Annotated in this window: 18 protein-coding genes; 7 read left to right on the forward strand and 11 right to left on the reverse strand. The window is 47.5% G+C overall.

Going from position 1 to position 18,717, the window contains the following annotated elements; genetic code table 11:
* Positions 1 to 250: 250 nt before the first annotated feature.
* The 6 genes from ychF to ACUUJN_RS24485 all read right to left on the reverse strand — a co-directional run bounded on the left by ychF (position 251) and on the right by ACUUJN_RS24485 (position 5,123).
* A complete protein-coding gene (ychF, locus tag ACUUJN_RS24460; RefSeq protein ID WP_023990724.1) occupies positions 251 to 1,351 on the reverse strand; it encodes a redox-regulated ATPase YchF in 1,101 nt (366 codons plus the stop codon).
* 133 nt (positions 1,352 to 1,484) lie between these two features.
* Positions 1,485 to 1,976 carry a GNAT family N-acetyltransferase gene (locus tag ACUUJN_RS24465; protein WP_028542186.1) on the reverse strand — a complete coding sequence of 164 codons (492 nt, stop codon included), beginning with the start codon at positions 1,974 to 1,976 and terminating at the stop codon, positions 1,485 to 1,487.
* On the reverse strand, positions 1,973 to 3,073 hold the full coding sequence (gene fni, locus ACUUJN_RS24470; protein ID WP_484669012.1) for a type 2 isopentenyl-diphosphate Delta-isomerase: 1,101 nt from the start codon (positions 3,071 to 3,073) through the stop codon (positions 1,973 to 1,975). Before fni ends, ACUUJN_RS24465 begins: the two co-directional genes overlap by 4 nt.
* 311 nt (positions 3,074 to 3,384) lie before the next feature.
* On the reverse strand, positions 3,385 to 3,876 hold the full coding sequence (locus ACUUJN_RS24475) for a DMT family transporter (protein WP_023990727.1): 492 nt from the start codon (positions 3,874 to 3,876) through the stop codon (positions 3,385 to 3,387).
* Between the two features lie 58 nt (positions 3,877 to 3,934).
* Positions 3,935 to 4,639: a Crp/Fnr family transcriptional regulator gene (locus ACUUJN_RS24480; RefSeq protein WP_053326275.1), complete on the reverse strand. Its 705-nt coding sequence runs from the start codon at positions 4,637 to 4,639 to the stop codon at positions 3,935 to 3,937.
* Positions 4,640 to 4,697: 58 nt separating this feature from the next.
* Positions 4,698 to 5,123, reverse strand: coding sequence for a DMT family transporter (locus ACUUJN_RS24485; protein ID WP_023990729.1), 426 nt, complete (start codon positions 5,121 to 5,123; stop codon positions 4,698 to 4,700).
* 235 nt (positions 5,124 to 5,358) lie between these two features.
* Between ACUUJN_RS24485 and ACUUJN_RS24490 the strand changes: the two genes are divergently transcribed.
* On the forward strand, positions 5,359 to 6,855 hold the full coding sequence (locus tag ACUUJN_RS24490; RefSeq protein WP_160788694.1) for a phospholipase D family protein: 1,497 nt from the start codon (positions 5,359 to 5,361) through the stop codon (positions 6,853 to 6,855).
* A gap of 33 nt (positions 6,856 to 6,888) precedes the next feature.
* Here the strand turns inward: ACUUJN_RS24490 and cls are convergent, their stop codons facing one another.
* Complete coding sequence (gene cls, locus ACUUJN_RS24495; RefSeq protein WP_023990731.1) at positions 6,889 to 8,400, reverse strand: cardiolipin synthase; 1,512 nt, start codon at positions 8,398 to 8,400, stop codon at positions 6,889 to 6,891.
* Positions 8,401 to 8,605: 205 nt separating this feature from the next.
* On the opposite strand from cls, the gene ACUUJN_RS24500 reads away from it, so the two are divergent.
* Genes ACUUJN_RS24500 through ACUUJN_RS24515 form a run of 4 tightly spaced genes read left to right on the forward strand, consistent with a single transcriptional unit; the run spans position 8,606 to position 10,888 of the window.
* Positions 8,606 to 9,199, forward strand: coding sequence for a TetR/AcrR family transcriptional regulator (locus tag ACUUJN_RS24500; protein ID WP_023990732.1), 594 nt, complete (start codon positions 8,606 to 8,608; stop codon positions 9,197 to 9,199).
* 44 nt (positions 9,200 to 9,243) lie between these two features.
* On the forward strand, positions 9,244 to 9,585 hold the full coding sequence (locus ACUUJN_RS24505) for a DMT family transporter (protein WP_023990733.1): 342 nt from the start codon (positions 9,244 to 9,246) through the stop codon (positions 9,583 to 9,585).
* Positions 9,585 to 9,899, forward strand: coding sequence for a DMT family transporter (locus tag ACUUJN_RS24510; protein WP_013312355.1), 315 nt, complete (start codon positions 9,585 to 9,587; stop codon positions 9,897 to 9,899). The genes ACUUJN_RS24505 and ACUUJN_RS24510 overlap by 1 nt, the downstream gene beginning before the upstream one ends.
* A 56-nt stretch (positions 9,900 to 9,955) precedes the next feature.
* A complete protein-coding gene (locus tag ACUUJN_RS24515; RefSeq protein WP_160788692.1) occupies positions 9,956 to 10,888 on the forward strand; it encodes a hexose kinase in 933 nt (310 codons plus the stop codon).
* Positions 10,889 to 10,994: 106 nt separating this feature from the next.
* Here ACUUJN_RS24515 and ACUUJN_RS24520 read toward each other — a convergent pair whose 3' ends face one another.
* On the reverse strand, positions 10,995 to 11,429 hold the full coding sequence (locus ACUUJN_RS24520; RefSeq protein ID WP_053326278.1) for an Lrp/AsnC family transcriptional regulator: 435 nt from the start codon (positions 11,427 to 11,429) through the stop codon (positions 10,995 to 10,997).
* 279 nt (positions 11,430 to 11,708) lie between these two features.
* Between ACUUJN_RS24520 and ACUUJN_RS24525 the strand changes: the two genes are divergently transcribed.
* Both ACUUJN_RS24525 and ACUUJN_RS24530 read left to right on the forward strand, forming a co-directional pair.
* Positions 11,709 to 12,170: a VOC family protein gene (locus tag ACUUJN_RS24525; RefSeq protein WP_023990736.1), complete on the forward strand. Its 462-nt coding sequence runs from the start codon at positions 11,709 to 11,711 to the stop codon at positions 12,168 to 12,170.
* Between the two features lie 170 nt (positions 12,171 to 12,340).
* Entirely contained in the window at positions 12,341 to 12,805 is a 465-nt protein-coding gene (locus tag ACUUJN_RS24530) for a DUF3592 domain-containing protein (RefSeq protein ID WP_484669013.1), read from the forward strand.
* A gap of 11 nt (positions 12,806 to 12,816) precedes the next feature.
* Here the strand turns inward: ACUUJN_RS24530 and ACUUJN_RS24535 are convergent, their stop codons facing one another.
* The 3 genes from ACUUJN_RS24535 to ACUUJN_RS24545 all read right to left on the reverse strand — a co-directional run bounded on the left by ACUUJN_RS24535 (position 12,817) and on the right by ACUUJN_RS24545 (position 18,710).
* Complete coding sequence (locus ACUUJN_RS24535; protein WP_023990738.1) at positions 12,817 to 13,431, reverse strand: LysE/ArgO family amino acid transporter; 615 nt, start codon at positions 13,429 to 13,431, stop codon at positions 12,817 to 12,819.
* A 74-nt stretch (positions 13,432 to 13,505) separates the two neighbouring features.
* A complete protein-coding gene (mobA, locus tag ACUUJN_RS24540; RefSeq protein WP_177235836.1) occupies positions 13,506 to 14,258 on the reverse strand; it encodes a molybdenum cofactor guanylyltransferase in 753 nt (250 codons plus the stop codon).
* A gap of 144 nt (positions 14,259 to 14,402) precedes the next feature.
* On the reverse strand, positions 14,403 to 18,710 hold the full coding sequence (locus ACUUJN_RS24545) for an Ig-like domain-containing protein (RefSeq protein WP_484669014.1): 4,308 nt from the start codon (positions 18,708 to 18,710) through the stop codon (positions 14,403 to 14,405).
* Positions 18,711 to 18,717 lie beyond the last annotated feature (7 nt).

Raw genomic sequence — 18,717 nt, forward strand, 5'->3', positions numbered from 1 at the left:
ATTAATATGAAACCAGCTTCAATTTCACTGGCTACAGCTCTTTATTATACCAACTAATTCATGAATTAGCTACAAGAAATACTGACTAATTTAGGATTTTGCAAAAATCCACACAACATTCAATACAATAAAAAGTCGCCGCCCTAATATAGGCAGCGACCACATAATCTAGCACATTTCAGAACACACATACATTGAATCATCGTCTTTTATATATCCGAATCGAGTATTGTACTCTGGAAATTATATATTAAACATTAAAACGGAAATGCATAACGTCTCCGTCCTGCACTACATATTCCTTACCTTCCAGACGAAGCTGACCACGTTCCTTAGCCCCGTTCATCGAACCAGCAGCGACCAAATCGTTGTAGGATACAACCTCGGCACGGATAAATCCGCGTTCAAAATCCGTATGAATTACGCCCGCAGCACCCGGTGCTTTCGTTCCTTTGTGAATAGTCCAAGCGCGTACTTCCTGCACACCTGCTGTGAAATACGTATACAGGCCCAGCAAGCGATAAGCTGCTTTAATCAGACGATTCAATCCGGATTCAGCTAATCCAAGCTCCTCAAGGAACATCGCCTTGTCTTCGCCTTCCAGCTCAGCAATTTCAGATTCTACCTTGGCGCTGATCGGCACCACTTCTGCATTTTCATCTATGGCAAAATCGCGTACCTTTTGCACATATGGATTGCTGTCAGCTTCCGTTACGCCATCTTCGCTAACATTAGCTGCGTAGAGTACAGGCTTCATCGTAAGCAAATGAAGATCGCGTACAATCAACCGTTCTTCATCCGACAATTCTAAGCTACGCGCCGGTTTATCAGCATACAGCGATTCCTTGATCCGCTCCAACACTTCAACCTCTTGGGTGTACTGCTTGTTGCCACCCTTCATGTTTTTGCGGGAACGTTCAATACGCTTGTCTACGCTTTCGATATCCGCCAGAATCAGTTCCAGATTAATGGTCTGAATGTCGCTGATCGGGTCAATTTTGCCGTCCACATGGGTAATGTTCTCATCTTCAAAGCAACGTACCACATGTACAATCGCATCCACTTCACGAATATGAGCCAGAAACTTGTTACCCAGACCCTCGCCCTTGCTCGCACCGCGCACAAGTCCTGCAATATCAACAAATTCAAATGCCGTTGGCACCGTTTTATTCGGTACAACCAGTTCAGTCAGCTTATCCAGCCGCTCATCCGGTACTTCAACGACACCCACATTCGGGTCAATCGTACAAAATGGATAGTTTGCGGATTCCGCACCCGCCTGCGTTATTGCGTTAAACAGTGTTGATTTGCCCACGTTCGGCAGACCCACAATCCCCGCTTTTAAAGCCATAATCAGAACAACTCCCGTTTATATAAAATATGCGTTATGCCATCCGTTAGTTTACCAACCCACATTATATATGAGAACCTATACACGCGGCAAGCATACGGTTATGAAATTCAGGATTTTGCTATATCCCTATTTAGATTTCTTTGCTCATCTGGATATCCGTAACCCGATAACCCGATTTGCGATATACATGCAAAGCTCGCTCATTATGCCCAAATACATGCAAACCGATGCGGACAGCTCCCAGTCTGCGAGCCTCCTTTTCCAAAGCCTCCATCGCCAGCGTACCTAGACCTCTCCCCTGGTATGAATCGTATACAAGAATATCCAGTAGAAAAGCTTCTTTTCCTTGCGCGCCGTCCGTAATATTGAACCAGATATAGCCAGCTTCCTCCTGACTCTGCCCCCCGGCATCGGAAAACATCAACATATACAGGTGAGCATGAGGTGTGTCTAGCCTCTGTGGCAGGTATCGAGCAAAACTTTCTGCCGCACGTTCTGGTGCTTCTTCTACCGTCCATGTACCTGCTTGGATTTTCTCATCCGCATAGTCGGCAAGCGAGCGTTGTTCAAATCGATCATATTGCTCCGCATTCATCTGAACCAATGTAATAAGTCCGCTCATCCATTTACCTTCTTTCTTAGTCGAGTCGTGTCTTTAAGCCCTTCTATTCCATCTACCCCAATCCCAAACATGACCGTTCGGAGTTCCAGCTCCACCTGCTCCAGGCGTGTTTCCAGCGCTTCGCTGGAGTCAACCGCCGAACCGAGCAAAGAACGCCCGAAGCCTGCCATGTCAGCCCCCAGAGCGAGCGCCTTCGCTGCATCGACACCGTCTCTCAGTCCACCGCTACCGATCAGAGCACCATGTGGCTGAGCAGCTCTAACTTCCACGATACAATCAGCGGTTGAATTTCCCCAATCCGCAAACGCCTCCGCTGCGGCACGACGCACAGGATCAGGATTACGAAATTTCTCCACTTGGCTCCAGCTTGTCCCACCTGCGCCAGCGACATCAATAAAGGCAGCACCCGCATCATACAGTCTCGATGCCGTCTCGCCATCTATGCCCCAGCCTACTTCCTTCACTCCTACAGGCACTGAAAGCTGACGACACAACTCCTCGATGCGCTGAAGCAGGCCGCTAAAATCCAAATTCCCTTCGGGCTGGAAAATCTCCTGCAATCCGTTCAAATGCAGCACCAACATATCTGCTCCGGCAATTTCCACTGCACGGCGACAATCGTCCACGCCAAATCCGTAGTTCAGCTGCACCGCGCCCAGATTGGCAAGGATCGGGATGCTGGGTGCTAGACGGCGAACCGCAAAGGTTGAAGCTAATTCTTCCCTTTCCACCGCAGCCCGTACCGAACCGACGCCCAGCGCCCAGCCGCGTCTCTCCGCTGTCTCTGCTAATCGCTCATTAATCGCTCCTGTCTCGGCGCTGCCGCCTGTCATGGAGCTAATAAGCAGCGGTGTTCGTACAGCCTGTCCTAAAAAGGTAGTATCCAGACGAACCTCGTCAAAATGCAACTCCGGCAGAGCGCAGTGCTTAAAGGCATATCGCTCTAGCCCGCTGGTGATGCCTTGTCCGGCCACATCTTCTTGCAAACAAAGGCGGACGTGCTCAATCTTCCGTTCGCCTGTCCGTGCGGCAGGTAACAAAGAGCCGGATCTATTAAAACCGTCAGGTGCTCCTTTTTCATTTTCTGTACTACTCATCTATGTTCCACCTCATCCAAAGTCACTCTGTTTATTGTATCAAGTTCAAGAAGCACAAATAAGACCGTTCCCGAACACGGTAACCGATCTATTTATCGTCTCTTATATCAAATATCGTAGCCCTTAAAGTGGCTATTTTAAGATACTTTCATTGTATCATGGATGGAAAAATATATACACGATCGTGAACATTTTTTCTTTCGGAAACTCTACAGAAAAGCCGCTCCTAATTGAGCTGCCGCTTTTCTGCAAAATGCCTATTCGAAAGGACAATCCCTATCCCAGCAAGATAAAGGTCATTACAATCTCCTTTATCCCTTCATCGAATCAGGTACAGATGAAATGCTTTCTGCTTGCTCCTTCGTACGCCCATGTCCAAATTTGAATACGAGAATACCACCGATAATGACCAATACACCGATCAACTTGTTAAAGGTAAACGGAATCTTTTCTAATCCCAGCCATCCTAACGAATCCCACAACAGGGCGGTACCTAATTGTGCCGTCAATACAATGGAGATTGCATAGGTCGGGCCAAGTCGCTTCATTCCTTGTACCAGACAGAACACAACACCGACACCAATCATGCCACTGAACCAGTACCACGGCTGCATATGCTGTAAAGCAAATGTATTTTTCCCTTCAAAAATAAGACTCCCGAGTAAGGAAGCCAAGAACCCTGTACCCAGCACCAATGTTGTCGTGGCCCACGATCCTGTCCGTTCATTCACCTTATTATTGAATATCGTTTGCAGACTGACCAAGGCACCTGCGATAATCGCCAATACAATTCCTAATAACATATGTTAACTCTCCCTTGATGATCCTGATATTCTTCTGCCTTTATCCTAAATGCTCCTATTACAATGATTCATAAATGTTATGTCCTGCCAGTTCACTCAAACCTTTTCTGTCCCGAATGACAATGTAGCCTTTGGTCCGTTCAACCCATCCATCTTCAATCATTTTGCGAATGACACGGTTGAGATGTCTATAGCTGGTTCCGATCAAATTCGCCACATCTACCAGACTAGATGCACGTAATTCCTCATGAAAAGCCGTATTCGATTCGTCAAAAGAAACCGATAGCAGGTAGCTCGCCAGCCTGACTTCCACCGGATACATGAGATTGAAACTGGAAAAGTCGGAGTCCAGGCAAAACTTTCGCGTGACAATATCCAATAGAAATTGCAGCAAAGGAGCATAGTCTCTGCCGTATTTGTTCATCCATTGGTGGTGAATACCGATCACATAGATCGGAGACACTGCCTCTACTGTGTTGATAACGTGACTACTCCGAATATATTCAACATCTCCTATGACCTCGATCGGTGTTTTGAAGCAAAGGATCAGGGTTTTCCCTTCTGTAGAACTGGTATAAATCTTGACCTTGCCCTGCACCAGTATATATAGATGTTCGATGGAGTCCCCCTGTGAACAGAGCCTTTCCCCTTGCTCCAAACGATGCAACGACAAATAAGGATGTAGTGGCTCGTAGAGTATGGATTCCAACTCATGCAGCTGCAAAAAATATTTTAGCTGCTCTTGATCCTGAATTTCTCTCATTCCTAAGCTCACCTTCAATTTCTACATACTAAGCTTTCTTTACAAATAAAATTCTATTTTAGAGCTTCAGAATAATTACACCTGCGATCATCATACCAATACCTATAAATTGTGGCAGCTTCATCTTTTGCTTCACTATACCGAACCATCCCTTAATATCTACCAGGAAGGTTAAACACAACTGCGCAATCAACAACGCCGAGATCGTGAACGTAACCCCAATATGTTGGATTGCCGTGACTTCACTAAATATAATAATAGCTGCAAAGGCACCGCCCCAAAGATACATCGGCTTTACCTGTTTCATTTCAGCTACATTGCCATCCCTTGTAAACATCCAGACTAATGCTGCCAAAATAAAGCCTATTAGCTGAGTAACAGTGGCCGCCGGCCATGTACCGATATCCTGACTAATCCGTGTATTCGCTACCCCCTGTAGCGTAATACACGCTCCTCCCAGAAAAGCAAACAAGATTCCTCTCATAAATCGTTATTCTCCCCATGTAAATGACTTTTCTATATATTAAAGTATAGGGCAGACTCTCTATAAAGGACATATGTCCTCAATGAATAGTAAAACATACTCCATTTCATTCCATTCAGTATCCGCGTCAATCCTGCACACTTGCGTTAATAACTTGACAGTATCCCATCATAAAACTGCATGTTCCGGCACGATAAAATGGAATGCAGCATTCAATTGAGGAGTTGATCGTCATATGACTACACGTGATCCGCTGCATTCTGTGCCGGAATATCAAAGAAAAACCGGGAAAAAGGGCCGTACTCTTAAAATCGCCATTCTGGTACTTATCCTCTGGCTGATTGCCGTCATGCTGTATCAGACCCATAAACCATTGCCTCCGTTCGTCTCCTATGAAAGTCAGGAATATTCAACCCATGAGGTAAACTTCTGGACGGATTTGACCTATCCCACCGGGGATGGAAGCACTGCACAGCATGAAGGACAAATTTTGAATCGTATGCTCGGGATCATTGATGAAGCCCAACAATTTATTGTCATCGACCTGTTTCTGTTCAATGACTATAAGCATAAAGGTCAACGCTTCCCCCAAGTCAGCGCACAAATGACCGATCATCTTATTGCCAAAAAGAAAGCTCATCCGGATATGCCTATCTTTTTCATTACAGATGAAGTCAATACCAACTACAATTCTGCCCCCAATCCTTTGTTGGAGAATATGAAGCGAGCAGGGATTCAAGTCGTGCAGACCGATGTAGACCCGTTGCGGGACTCCACCCCCATATATTCGGCAGTGTGGCGTACCTTTTTCCAATGGTTCGGGCAGCAGGGCACAGGCTGGATTCCCAACCTGATGGCCAGTGACGGACCTGATGTAACGGCTCGCTCCTATCTTAAGCTGTTAAACGTCAAGGCCAATCACCGAAAATTGGTTGCCAACGAACAGACAGCGCTCATTTCTACAGGCAACGTGCACGACGCGAGCGCCTATCACTCCAATGTAGCGCTGGAGGTGAAGGGGCCTATCATCGGAGACATTTTACAAACGGAGCAAGCGGTGTTGGACTTCTCGGGTGGTGGTCAGCTTCCTGCCTATACACCACAGGCCGAACCCAAAGTTCCATCGAATAAGGACAGCTATCGGATCAAATATCTAACTGAGGGCAAGGTGTACACCTCGGTTCTGGATGGCATTGCGCAGACGAAAAAAGGTGACAGCATTCATATGGGCATGTTTTATTTGGCTGACCGGAAAGTATTGAACAGCCTGCTGGATGCCTCTGCGCGCGGTGTAAACATCCAATTGCTGCTGGACCCCAATGAAAACGCGTTTGGTCAGGAAAAAATCGGCATCCCCAATCGTCCGGTTGCCCAGGAGTTGTCCGATAAATCGGGCGGGAACATTCAAATTCGCTGGTATCATACCACCCATGAGCAGTTCCATACCAAACTGATTTATATCGCCAAGGCACAAGGAGAGCATATCATTTGGGGTGGCTCTACCAATCTGACCCCCCGTAATCTGGATGATTTGAATCTGGAAAATGAATTGTGGGTGGCCGCTCCGGCGGACAGCAAGCTGACCCGACAGGTTGCGGCCTATTTTGATAAGCTATGGAATAATCAGGGGGCTGAATACAGTTTGGATCTAGCAGCTTACGAGGATCATTCAACATTTTGGAAAGATATTATATACCGTCTACAGGATATTTTAGGCTTTACTACATTTTAACTACGGGATACTGCTGTAGCGAATTCGTTTATGTTACAGCAGCGGTGAAAGCAGCCGCGCGAGTGATTCCATCAAACGTTTGAACAGACGTTTTTTCATGAATTCTTCGCGTACGATCAGACTGGCAGAGTGCAAATCTCGTTCGTAGTCTGTTACCATCTGCTGCACACTGTGCGTTTGAATTAACAGAGCGTTAACTTCAAAATTCAAATGAAAGCTACGCATATCCATATTGGCTGTCCCGATGGTCGCAACTTCCCCGTCAATGATGAGGAGCTTGGAGTGGAGGAACCCTTTTTCATATTCATATACCTTGACTCCAACCTCCAGCAACGACTGGAAGTACGAATGGGACGCGAGGAACGGTAGCCATTTATCCGGTTTTGCGGGAAACAGAATACGCACGTCCAACCCGGACAGGGCAGCCATCCGTAAGGCAGTCAGGATATCTTCATCCGGGATAAAATAAGGAGTGGCAATCCAGACTGATTTTCGGGCAGATGTGATCATGGAGAAAAAGAGATTTTTAAGTACTCTCCGCTCATTATCCGGGCCGCTGGCAATAATCTGCACGCCTCCATCCGTAATGGGTTCAATATTGGGAGACAGATATTCGCTATCGAGCACCGACTCGCCCGTCATGTGAAGCCAATCCTGTAAAAATATAAGCTGCAACGTCCGCACAGCTTCGCCCTTCACAATCATATGCGTATCACGCCAAAAGCCGTAGGCTTTGTTGCGGCTGAGATACTCATCCCCTACATTTAGTCCACCAATTAATCCGATATTACCGTCGATGACTACAATTTTACGGTGATTACGATAGTTTACCCGACTGGAGAAGAACAAGATCCGAGCGCCGCCGTACGCAACAACCTCTACTCCTGCATCTCTCATTTCCTTCAAAAATGACTTCGACAACTGAATACTGCCCACCGCATCGTACATAAACCGAACCTTAACACCCGCTTTGGCCTTTTCGATCAAAATCTTCTGAATGCTGGTACCGATATCATCCGACCGGAAAATGTAATATTCCATATGGATATGATGCTGCGCCTTGCGCAGTTCTTCCAGCAAAGTGGAGAAGGTTTCATCTCCATTGTTCAGAATTTGAGTTTCTGTCGCAAAATAAATCGGGGAGCGGGCCAGTCTGCGGGCCAAACGCATCAACTGCTGCTGCTCATCTGTAAAGCAGGTCAGATCCCGTTTGACTCGCAAAGCATCCTTTTCAATGCGGTCGTAAGCCTGTTGGTCACGCAATGCCTTTTTGTCATACTTGCGACGCTTGAATACATTTTGCCCAAACAAAAAATAAAGAGGAAGTCCAACGACTGGCAGCAATGCCAGCAGCAAAATCCAGGACATCGTGGTGGAGGGATTACGATTCTCCGTAAAAATAATCAGACTGATGGAGATCACTGTCAGGGTGGAAAAAATACTGATGACAGTTCCTTCATTTTTGCCGATGTAATTAAACAAGCCAAAATAATAAATAATAAACACCATAGCCGCGATCAATACGGCCAGTAAGCTTCGCCTCATAACTAACCTCACTTCCAGTGGACTGCATTTGACAGGTATTCTTCATTATATTGTACATGAGCCCCTTATTTCTTCCCACTTTTTTATTAAAATGTTGATAAAAAAAATCCAAAGAAAAGCTTTATACAAAACGCAATGATGCTGGGTTGACACTTACTTTTTTTCGTGTAAAAATAAACTAACGAACGTTAGGTAGGTGAAAATAATGGGGATGGAAGAGATTCGAAAGGCCGCTCTTTTTCAGTTTGCCACCAATGGGTATGAGGGAGCCTCCTTGAGTAGTATTGCCGCTGAGGTCGGTATCCGAAAACCGTCTATATACGCGCATTTCCAAGGCAAGGAGGATCTGTTTCTACAGGTGGCGAGGTACGCTTTTCAAGAGCAGAATTTACGTATTTTCGAATACTTTACGGAACGTAAAGATCAGCCGCTTAAGCATACCCTGCATGACTTCTTGTTTTGGATGGGACAGGAATATGAGAGCAACGACTCAGCCAAGTTTATGCTTCGCTTTTCCTTCTTTCCGCCTGTATCGTTGTATCACGAGGTGCTGGATATTGTTAATCCTTTTCTGGACAAAATGGAGCGAAAATTAACTCGCCGCCTCCGGAATACACGGGATCGGGAACCCTTTGGGCATATGGAGCCAGTGGATGTGGCTTTAGCCTTCATGACACTGGTGGACGGAATTATGGTGGAGCTACTGTACAGTGGAAGCATCAACTACCACCGAAGACTGAACGCTGCATGGCCTATTTTTTGGCGTGGGATTACGTTAACCTCACCTCATGAAGCGTGAAGCCGTCGAACTTATAAAATCTATTTTTGAGGAGAACATTCATCATGAATCGCAGTTGGATTTACGTTTTTGTTGGCGGCCTGATTGAGGTCGTATGGGTATCGGGTTTGAAGCATGCGGATTCTGCACTCGCCTGGGCTGTAACCGTGCTGGCTGTGGTAGCCAGCTTTTATTTGATCATGAAGGCTGCGAAGCGTTTGCCTGTAGGCACGGTATATGCTGTATTCACCGGACTGGGGACAGGGGGAACGGTCGTAGGCGAAATGCTGCTATTTGGGGAACCGTTTCAATGGTCCAAAACGCTGTTAATTGCCCTTTTGCTGGCAGGTGTGGTCGGCTTGAAGTTAGTTACCGACCGTGATGTTCAGGAAGGGAGTGGTGCATAATGGCTTGGATTGCATTGGTTATCGCGGGATGCTCGGAAGTGTTAGGAGTCATCGGTATGAAGGGCGTTACGGTGGGCAAAGGCTGGAAGTCCTTAGTGCTTATGGTCTTATCCTTTGTTCTTAGCTTCTCTCTACTCAGCTATGCCATGAAAAGTTTGCCTATGGGAACTTCCTATGCGGTATGGACAGGCATCGGAACGGTTGGCAGCACGATTACAGGCATGTTCTTGTACGGTGAACAAAAAAGCGTACTGCGTGTTTTATTCATCGCCATGATTCTTGCCGCAGCATTGGGATTAAAGCTGATATCTTAGCATGAGCGAATGGCATCAAATGTTGCAAATTGCTGATCTTAAAGGAGTGATGCCTTGTGATTACCACCGTAACGCTTAACGCGGCTGTGGATAAAATCTACACGGTTGCAGGCTTCGGTTTGAATGCCGTCCACCGCATTGAAGGCGGCCTCACGGTGCCGGGCGGCAAGGGCGTGAATGCCGCTCGCGTCATTCGCACGCTAGGCGAGCCTGTACGAGCGACCGGGTTTGCTGCCGGACACACCGGACGGCTGCTCATTGACGGGTTGAGCGCAGAAGGCGTAAGCGCCGATTTCATTGAAACGGCACATGGGGAAACCCGTCTCGCCATTACCGTGCTCGACCCGTCCGCGCGCACGCAGACCGAGCTGATCGAGAGCGGACCGACCATTGGGCCGCTTGAATTAGCCGCACTGCGGCGCAAAATCGAGACCCTTGCCGAGGATTCGGCTTGGGTCGTATTCTCCGGCAGCCTGCCACCCGGCTGCCCGCCCGATCTGTACGCCGAGCTGTGCACGCTGGCGAAGGCACGCGGCGCGCGGGTGGCGCTGGACGCGAGCGGGGAGGCGCTGCGCTTGGGGCTGCGCGGAAAGCCCGACCTCGTGAAGCCTAACGAGGACGAGGCCGCCCACTTCGCGGGAATCGACGCAACGCGCCCGGATGCCGCTGAAGCGGCGGCAGCAAAGCTGCTGGAAGCCGGAGCGCAGCTGGCCGTCATCTCGCTCGGCGCGCGCGGGGCGCTGGCGGTAACGAGCGATGCGCGCTACCGCGTGAGCCTGCCAGAGGCGGACATTGTCAGCGCGCTCGGCAGCGGTGACGCCATGGTCGCCGGGCTGGTCACCGGCGCGGCGACGGGGCTGGATCTCCCTGCCATGCTACGGCAGGGAGCGGCCTGCGGCACAGCGGCAGCTCTGCACGCCATGGCCGGGAAGATCGAGCTCCAGGACGTGAAACGTCTGGAGCAAGGCATTACGGTGACGCTGTTGTAATTCAGCGTCACTTTTTTTATTTCATCCAAGCATTCGCTTGTCTTCATTTCACAAATACAGTTATTCCGAATGCTCTATATTCCAAATGTTCGGTTCTCCGATTGGCTTACAGCAAAACCCTGTTCTCCAGTATATTTTTCATACAAATATGCGACTTCGAAGGACCCAGCTTGACTAGTGAATCCTGAAGCTCTGCAATTTCCTCTACCGACGCGGTTTGTACCTTAATGAGATAATTAAATTCCCCACTAATGCGAAATAAATCGGTGACTTCCTTCGCCTCTCTACAAAATTCAACCAGCTCTTGGCAATGTTCTGTCTTTATTAGAATAAATGTAGTCGTCCCTCGATTCATTTCCCGTAAATTAAATACGGTACTATATCCGGAAATAATCCCTCGTTCTTCAAGCTTGGTTATCCTTTCTTTAACAGACGGCTGTGACATCGAGATTTCTTTACTGATTTGGGAAATAGTTATCCGAGCGTCATGCTGAAGCAATTTCATGATTTTGTGATCTATATCGTCAATGTGATGCTGCATATCGAGTCCCTCCTAACCTGAATTTAAAAAATAATATTTTTCACCCAAATTAACTTTTTTTCAATAATTAATATAGTATAAAAACCTTACTTTAATTATATAAGCACCACATAATTATTCATATAATAAGGTTCACTTACATGAGGATTTTGCAAAAATCTCATAAGCGACTTCCAATGAACAATATATAGATCGAAATGGTTTAGTTCGTCTATATATTGCACTTCGGAGGACTGGAATCGAATTTTGCAAAATCCTGAATCAAAAGGAGGATCTGAAATGAGCGTAAAGGGACTAGCGCATGTTGCCATACAAGCCCGTGACTATCAAGCGACCATTGCATTTTATACCAAGGTATTGGGATTTAAAAGAGGACATCACTGGAGTCTTCCGTCTTTTCGAATTCAAGAGGCTTCCATGCTGATCTCACCCGATCAGAGAACCTGTCTCGAAATTTTTGATAATGATGCTGTCATTCCTGCCCAAGGAAAAAAAGCTTCATCCGAGCAAGAGATTGCTCACGGGGCTTTATTACACTTGGCATTTTACGTAGACAATGTAGATGAAATATATCAAAAAGCCCTTGCCCACGGAGCAAGAACCTTTGTGGAACCCAATCAACTTACACTTGGGGAACCTCCTCTGATTGTAACAAATGCATTAGTCCACAGCCCTAATGGTGAGGTTATCGAATTTATCAAGGATGTTGATTTTGATATGTCCCTATCGAGCAAAAAGTAATCCTCGCAGCTATTAAAAAGATCCACTTCCCGGTGAAGTAGGATCTTTTTATATTCCATACAGCTCTGCCGTTATCTCTATGGAAGAATTAAACTGTTTCTAAAAAAAGTCCGATATATTGATTATCGCTTTGTTTAAAGGAGTAGATTATCATCTCAATTGATTTCAATGTGTATTGGTTTCATTTTAGCTCCGATCTGCTGATGCCATTGTTCAGCTTGATTGGACTGCTACTCATCTATTTGGGATCCAGAACGATCCGTCGTCATCGTTATCGTAAACGCCACTGGGTCCGTACCAAGGGGCAAATCGTTGATGCGCATATCGAAGTAGATATTGATGTCGTTCCCTTTGACCGAGATGATCCGGTAGATACTAGCTACACCCGCCGATTAAAGGTACGCTTCTATACAGCTTCAGGTGAAGCCGTAGAATTCTGGAATCCTTATAGCGCCAACCTAAGCCTCAACCGGGTTGGCAGCAAAATTAAGGTATTATACAATCCATCCAACCCTCGGGACGCCCGAATTGCAGGCGGTATAAATGGTGCTGGCTGTCTGGCCTTTATGCTGTTTTTGATCGGTGTTCCCTTTGCTTTGAGCGGGGTATTCGCTGTTTTGAAGTTTTTCCTCTAACCAGGCTTGGATCACATACTGGTAATAAAATTTATCGCCATATACATCGCCAGGCCTAAAATAATCAGTGCCGATATTTTGTTGAGCACAGTCCCAAACTTCCCTTCTGAATCCATACGTCCCACGAGACGCCCCGCCGTTGCCAGACCGATAAACCATATCCAAGATACGGACACGGCAGCCAGACCAAAGGCCCAGCGTTCCCCGCCGTCATATTGAAGGGAGCTGGTTCCAATTACCCCAACAGTGTCGAGTATGGCATGTGGATTCAATAGCGAAACCGAAGCAGCAAAAATCATCTGTCGTTTCGGGCGCATCGCCTGACTTTCTCCTGAGGAAGCTGCCTTCGACCTCCATAGAGTCCAGGCCATATATAGCAGAAACAAACAGCCCGCTGCATAGAGTACGTTCGTGAGCCATAGAAATTGCTGCAAAATAAGAGACACGCCCCCAACCGCAAGCGTGATCAGGATTGTATCACAGATACCCGCTGTAATGACAGCAGGCAGTGCATTGCGAAACCGCGACTGGGACGCCCCTTGATTAAACACAAATACATTTTGTACCCCTAAAGGCAAAATCAAACCCAGCGCCAATAAAACGGCATGGATAATAGCTTCCAACATGTTATGTACTCCCCTCAAAATCATTACACTTCTTCTCTCTCATGTCCTGTTATTTCCTTCCGTTCTTGACGTGGTTATCGTTCTGGTTTTTCCAGGTTCTGTGCACGTTTGGTACGTTTTTGTATATGCTCCAATTGCTCCACTGTAGTCTGATAATCTTGCGGGTAGTTCATATTAAACACAGCTTGCCGCCACATCTCTAAGCTCGCACCTGGCCAATCGCCCGCTGTCTCATAACGAACGTTCAATGAATCTAGCCAGTCGATCAGACGAAGACGGTCACTACGCAGACATTGCTCGGCAGACGGCAACACACTTTGATGGTATATGCCTAGTAGCGGATGTATACGTCCATCCACCGAGGCGATCACTGCCTGTAACGCAGGTTGTGCTGGCTGGGGCAATGAGCCATTTCCTGTCAAGGTTATATGATCTCCTTGTACTTGTTGCTTTCCTTGTTCACTGCTTGTCTCTTGCGCCGCTGTCCAGTTCGTTGCGTGAGTAAGCAAAGCACACAATATCTCTGGCTGCACGAAGGGCATATCGCAGGCAACGACAATGCCCCACTCCGTTCTGGAAGCAGAAAGCCCCGCATGAATGCCGCTCAAAGGCCCTAAGCTGGGATACAGGTCTTTTGTCGTTTCCAGATCAAACTCTCTATACTGTTGTGCATCCCGGGTCACTACAATAACCCGTTTTGCTACCTGCCCTAGCACAGCAGCTATTCTCTCCAGTACCGTAATCCCTCCCAGCTGAAGCAGCGCCTTGTCCTGTCCCATTCTGCTGGAGCGTCCGCCTGCCACGATAATTCCAGTCACCTCCACCATCACCATCGCACCTCCTTTTTGCTAGACAAATTCTATCATTAAACACGGATAAATCTAATAATATCATCTATATAAAGTATAAAAAATGGCGATCCACCTGGATCGCCAAAAAAAGAGGGTGCCTATTCGTCTAGTTCATTACTTTTAATTCGTGAACTTAATAAGTTGCAAAAATCGTTTTATTATGGAAGTAGCCTCCGCCCGGGCCGCCTGCTGTTTGGGCGCAAGCAAGTCGGGAGAGACACCCTTAATTAAGCCTTGCTCTGTAGCCTGCGCCATAGCATCTTGAGCCCAAGGAGAAACAGTAGATGCGTCACTGTAAATCTCTTTATATTTCTCATTAGCAGGACCAGCATTCAGTGTTTGAGCATAATGTACAGCCTTTTCTGTAATAACCACGATTTCCTCACGCGTAATTAACCTTTCTGGTCCAAATGACTGATCCCCATAACCACGAATCAAACCAGCTTCCACCGCAGCTCCAACACTACCAGCATACCAGGCATTTTCTTTCACATCTGTAAAATGTTCCGTTAACGGCTTTTCCTGCATACCAAGTCCGCGAACAAGCATTGACACAAATTCAGCTCTTGTTACAGCCCGATTTGGTTCAAAAATATCAGACTGAACACCTTGGACAATCAACTTGTTTGCCAGCATCTCTACATCTTTCTGCGCCCAATGATTTTCTAGATCCTTAAACTTTTTGTCTGCTGAGACTACAGCATAAATGCTGTTATGGTTTGACTTAATAATTGCCTCTAATTGCCCATCCACATTCTGTATCAACACGGGAACAGACGACAACACACCTGTCTTAGGATCGAACCAAACGGCCGCTATATGCTTAGGATCAACTTCATGATCGAGAATCAATTTCCGTTCCACGTAATGCCCGAAAAATTCAGTGATCTCTTGATCTCCAGCCATAAGCTTGAAATCAACCGGGTTTACGACAACATTCGCTAAACCCGTGTCTGCAATAGCTTGTCGCACTTGTGCACCGTTTTCGCCTGACAGCGCTGAAATTTCGACGATCAGGTTGTCTTCAGGATATAATGAGACCAATTTGCCAACCAATTCAGCAGAAAGAGTAAACTGGGCTACTGCTGTGTGAATGCTAATCGGCACCTTTGTATTTTCTTTCTCATATTCCTTTAAAAAGGTAGAAGGTATACTCACTTTTGCTGCTTTATTGTACCCCGAGGCGTTCACGACCAACTCTTTCTGCTCACCGATTGTAACATTCAGGGCTTGGCTGACGTCTCCATCGTTCAAACCAATAAGTTGAATAGTGCGGCTCTTATCGGCTACTGTCTTAGCGTCTGTTAATACGGCTCCCGTCTTAGTCTCTGTTTGGGAAGCCGCTGACGAAGTATCCTGATCAGACGTTTTTTTATCCTTAGAACGATGTGAGTGTTCATCTAGCGTACGGAACGTCCAATCCTCAGGCGTATGCATCCCCGCATACGGGTTCATCGCCATATCCGTCAGTGCTCCCGAGGTAATTTCCAGATAATACGACTTCCCTTCCTCCAGTCCACCCGATAACCCAATGTACGCTATATTTTCCTGGCCTTTTAACGTAAAATTCGAATTCCCAGCTCCGGATACCCGCAGCTCTCGCACTACAGCCCCACCCGAGACTTCACGGAGTCTTACGTAACCGTGGTTCCACTTCATCGGCTCATTAAACTCCAGCATAAAGCCTGCATACTGGCCTGCACCACTAAGCTCTGAACCTTCCGGTGATACCTTCCTTACCAGCTTCGGCGCGGTGGTGTCTGCTGTCCGAAAGCTCCACGTGTTCTTATCCCAAATGGCGTTTGTTCCCTGGCCTGCACTATCTACAAACATTCCCGAGCTGACCTCTACATAGTACCCCGTACTATCCGTCAGCGGGTGATCCAGTTTCATCACCACATTATGACCACTAAAATGGATATCTCCCCCTGTGACCGTTCCTCCGCTTATGTTTATTCTTCCCACTTCACTTCCATCTTCCTGATGCACCACCAGATGGCCTGCTCCCAGTTGCACCTCTTCGCTGAAGCTCATATACAGGTTCGGTGTGAGCGTATGTGCATATTCACGGGGGTATGTATAGATAGAATATGGGCGCTCATCTCGTACGCGGAACGTCCAATCCTCAGGCGTATGCATCCCCGCATACGGGTTCATCGCCATATCCGTCAGTGCTCCCGAGGTAATTTCCAGATAATACGACTTCCCTTCCTCCAGTCCACCCGATAGCCTAAAGTACACTACATTCTCTTCGTCGTTGATCGTATAATTCGCATTCCCGGCTCCGGATACCCGCAGCTCTCGCACCACGGCCCCACCCGAAGCTTCATGGAGTCTTACGTAACCGTGGTTCCACTTCATCGGCTCATTGAACTCCAGCATAAAGTTCGCATCTGGACCCGCTCCGCTTAGCTCTGTACCTTCCGGCAATATTTCCCTTACCAGCTTCGGTGCTGTGGTGTCTGCTGTCCGGAAGCTCCACGTGTTCTTATCCCAAATGGCGTTTGTTCCCTGGCCCGCGCTATCTACAAACATTCCCGAGCTGACCTCTACATAGTACCCCGTACTATCCGTCAGCGGGTGATCCAGTTTCATCACCACATTATGACCACTAAAATGGATATCTCCCCCTGTGACCGTTCCTCCGCTTATGTTTATTCTTCCCACTTCACTTCCATCTTCCTGATGCACCACCAGGTGGCCTGCTCCCAGTTGCACCTCTTCGCTGAAGTTCATGTACAGGTTCGGTGTGAGCGTATGTGCATATTCACGGGGGTATGTATAGATAGAATATGGGCGCTCATCTCGTACGCGGAACGTCCAATCCTCAGGCGTATGCATCCCCGCATACGGGTTCATCGCCATATCCGTCAGTGCTCCCGAGGTAATTTCCAGATAATACGACTTCCCTTCCTCCAGTCCACCCGATAGCCTAAAGTACACTACATTCTCTTCGTCGTTGATCGTATAATTCGCATTCCCGGCTCCGGATACCCGCAGCTCTCGCACCACGGCTCCACCCGAAGCTTCATGGAGTCTTACATAACCACGGTTCCACTTCATCGGCTCATTGAACTCCAGCATAAAGTTCGCATCTGGACCCGCTCCGCTTAGCTCTGTACCTTCCGGCAATATTTCCCTTACCAGCTTCGGTGCAGTGGTGTCTGCTGTCCGGAAGCTCCACGTGTTCTTATCCCAAATGGCATTTGTTCCCTGGCCCGCGCTATCTACAAACATTCCCGAGCTGACCTCTACATAGTACCCCGTACTATCCGTCAGCGGGTGATCCAGTTTCATCACCACATTATGACCACTAAAATGGATATCTCCCCCTGTGACTGTTCCTCCGCTTATGTTTATTCTTCCCACTTCACTTCCATCTTCCTGATGCACCACCAGATGGCCTGCTCCCAGTTGCACCTCTTCGCTGAAGCTCATATACAGGTTCGGTGTGAGCGTATGTGCATATTCACGGGGGTATGTATAGATAGAATATGGGCGCTCATCTCGTACGCGGAACGTCCAATCCTCAGGCGTATGCATCCCCGCATACGGGTTCATCGCCATATCCGTCAGTGCTCCCGAGGTAATTTCCAGATAATACGACTTCCCTTCCTCCAGTCCACCCGATAGCCTAAAGTACACTACATTCTCTTCGTCGTTGATCGTATAATTCGCATTCCCGGCTCCGGATACCCGCAGCTCTCGCACCACGGCCCCACCCGAAGCTTCATGGAGTCTTACGTAACCACGGTTCCACTTCATCGGCTCATTGAACTCCAGCATAAAGTTCGCATCTGGACCCGCTCCGCTTAGCTCTGTACCTTCCGGCAATATTTCCCTTACCAGCTTCGGTGCTGTGGTGTCTGCTGTCCGGAAGCTCCACGTGTTCTTATCCCAAATGGCGTTTGTTCCCTGGCCCGCGCTATCTACAAACATTCCCGAGCTGACCTCTACATAGTACCCCGTACTATCCGTCAGCGGGTGATCCAGTTTCATCACCACATTATGACCACTAAAATGGATATCTCCCCCTGTGACCGTTCCTCCGCTTATGTTTATTCTTCCCACTTCACTTCCATCTTCCTGATGCACCACCAGGTGGCCTGCTCCCAGTTGCACCTCCTCACTGAATGCCATATACAGATTTTCATAAAAAGAAACACCGCTTTCCTGAGGTGAAAGCCATGTATAGTATGGAGGCTCGTCCATTTGCGCCTGCATATAGACTGATAAAGCCACGGGGGATGAGGAAGCGTCTTGTATGAACCCGTCCGACACCGACACATTCTCCGTCGTATTGCTTACGCTCTCCGATGCAAACGCCGCTGAAATATATGGGTTCGCCAGGTTGAGTACCTGTGTTGTCAGTACACTTGCCTTAATCATTCGATTTACATGATTCTTATTTCTATTCTTCTTGCTCATATACGTG

Source organism: Paenibacillus sp. LRG-1 (genome assembly GCF_057220305.1).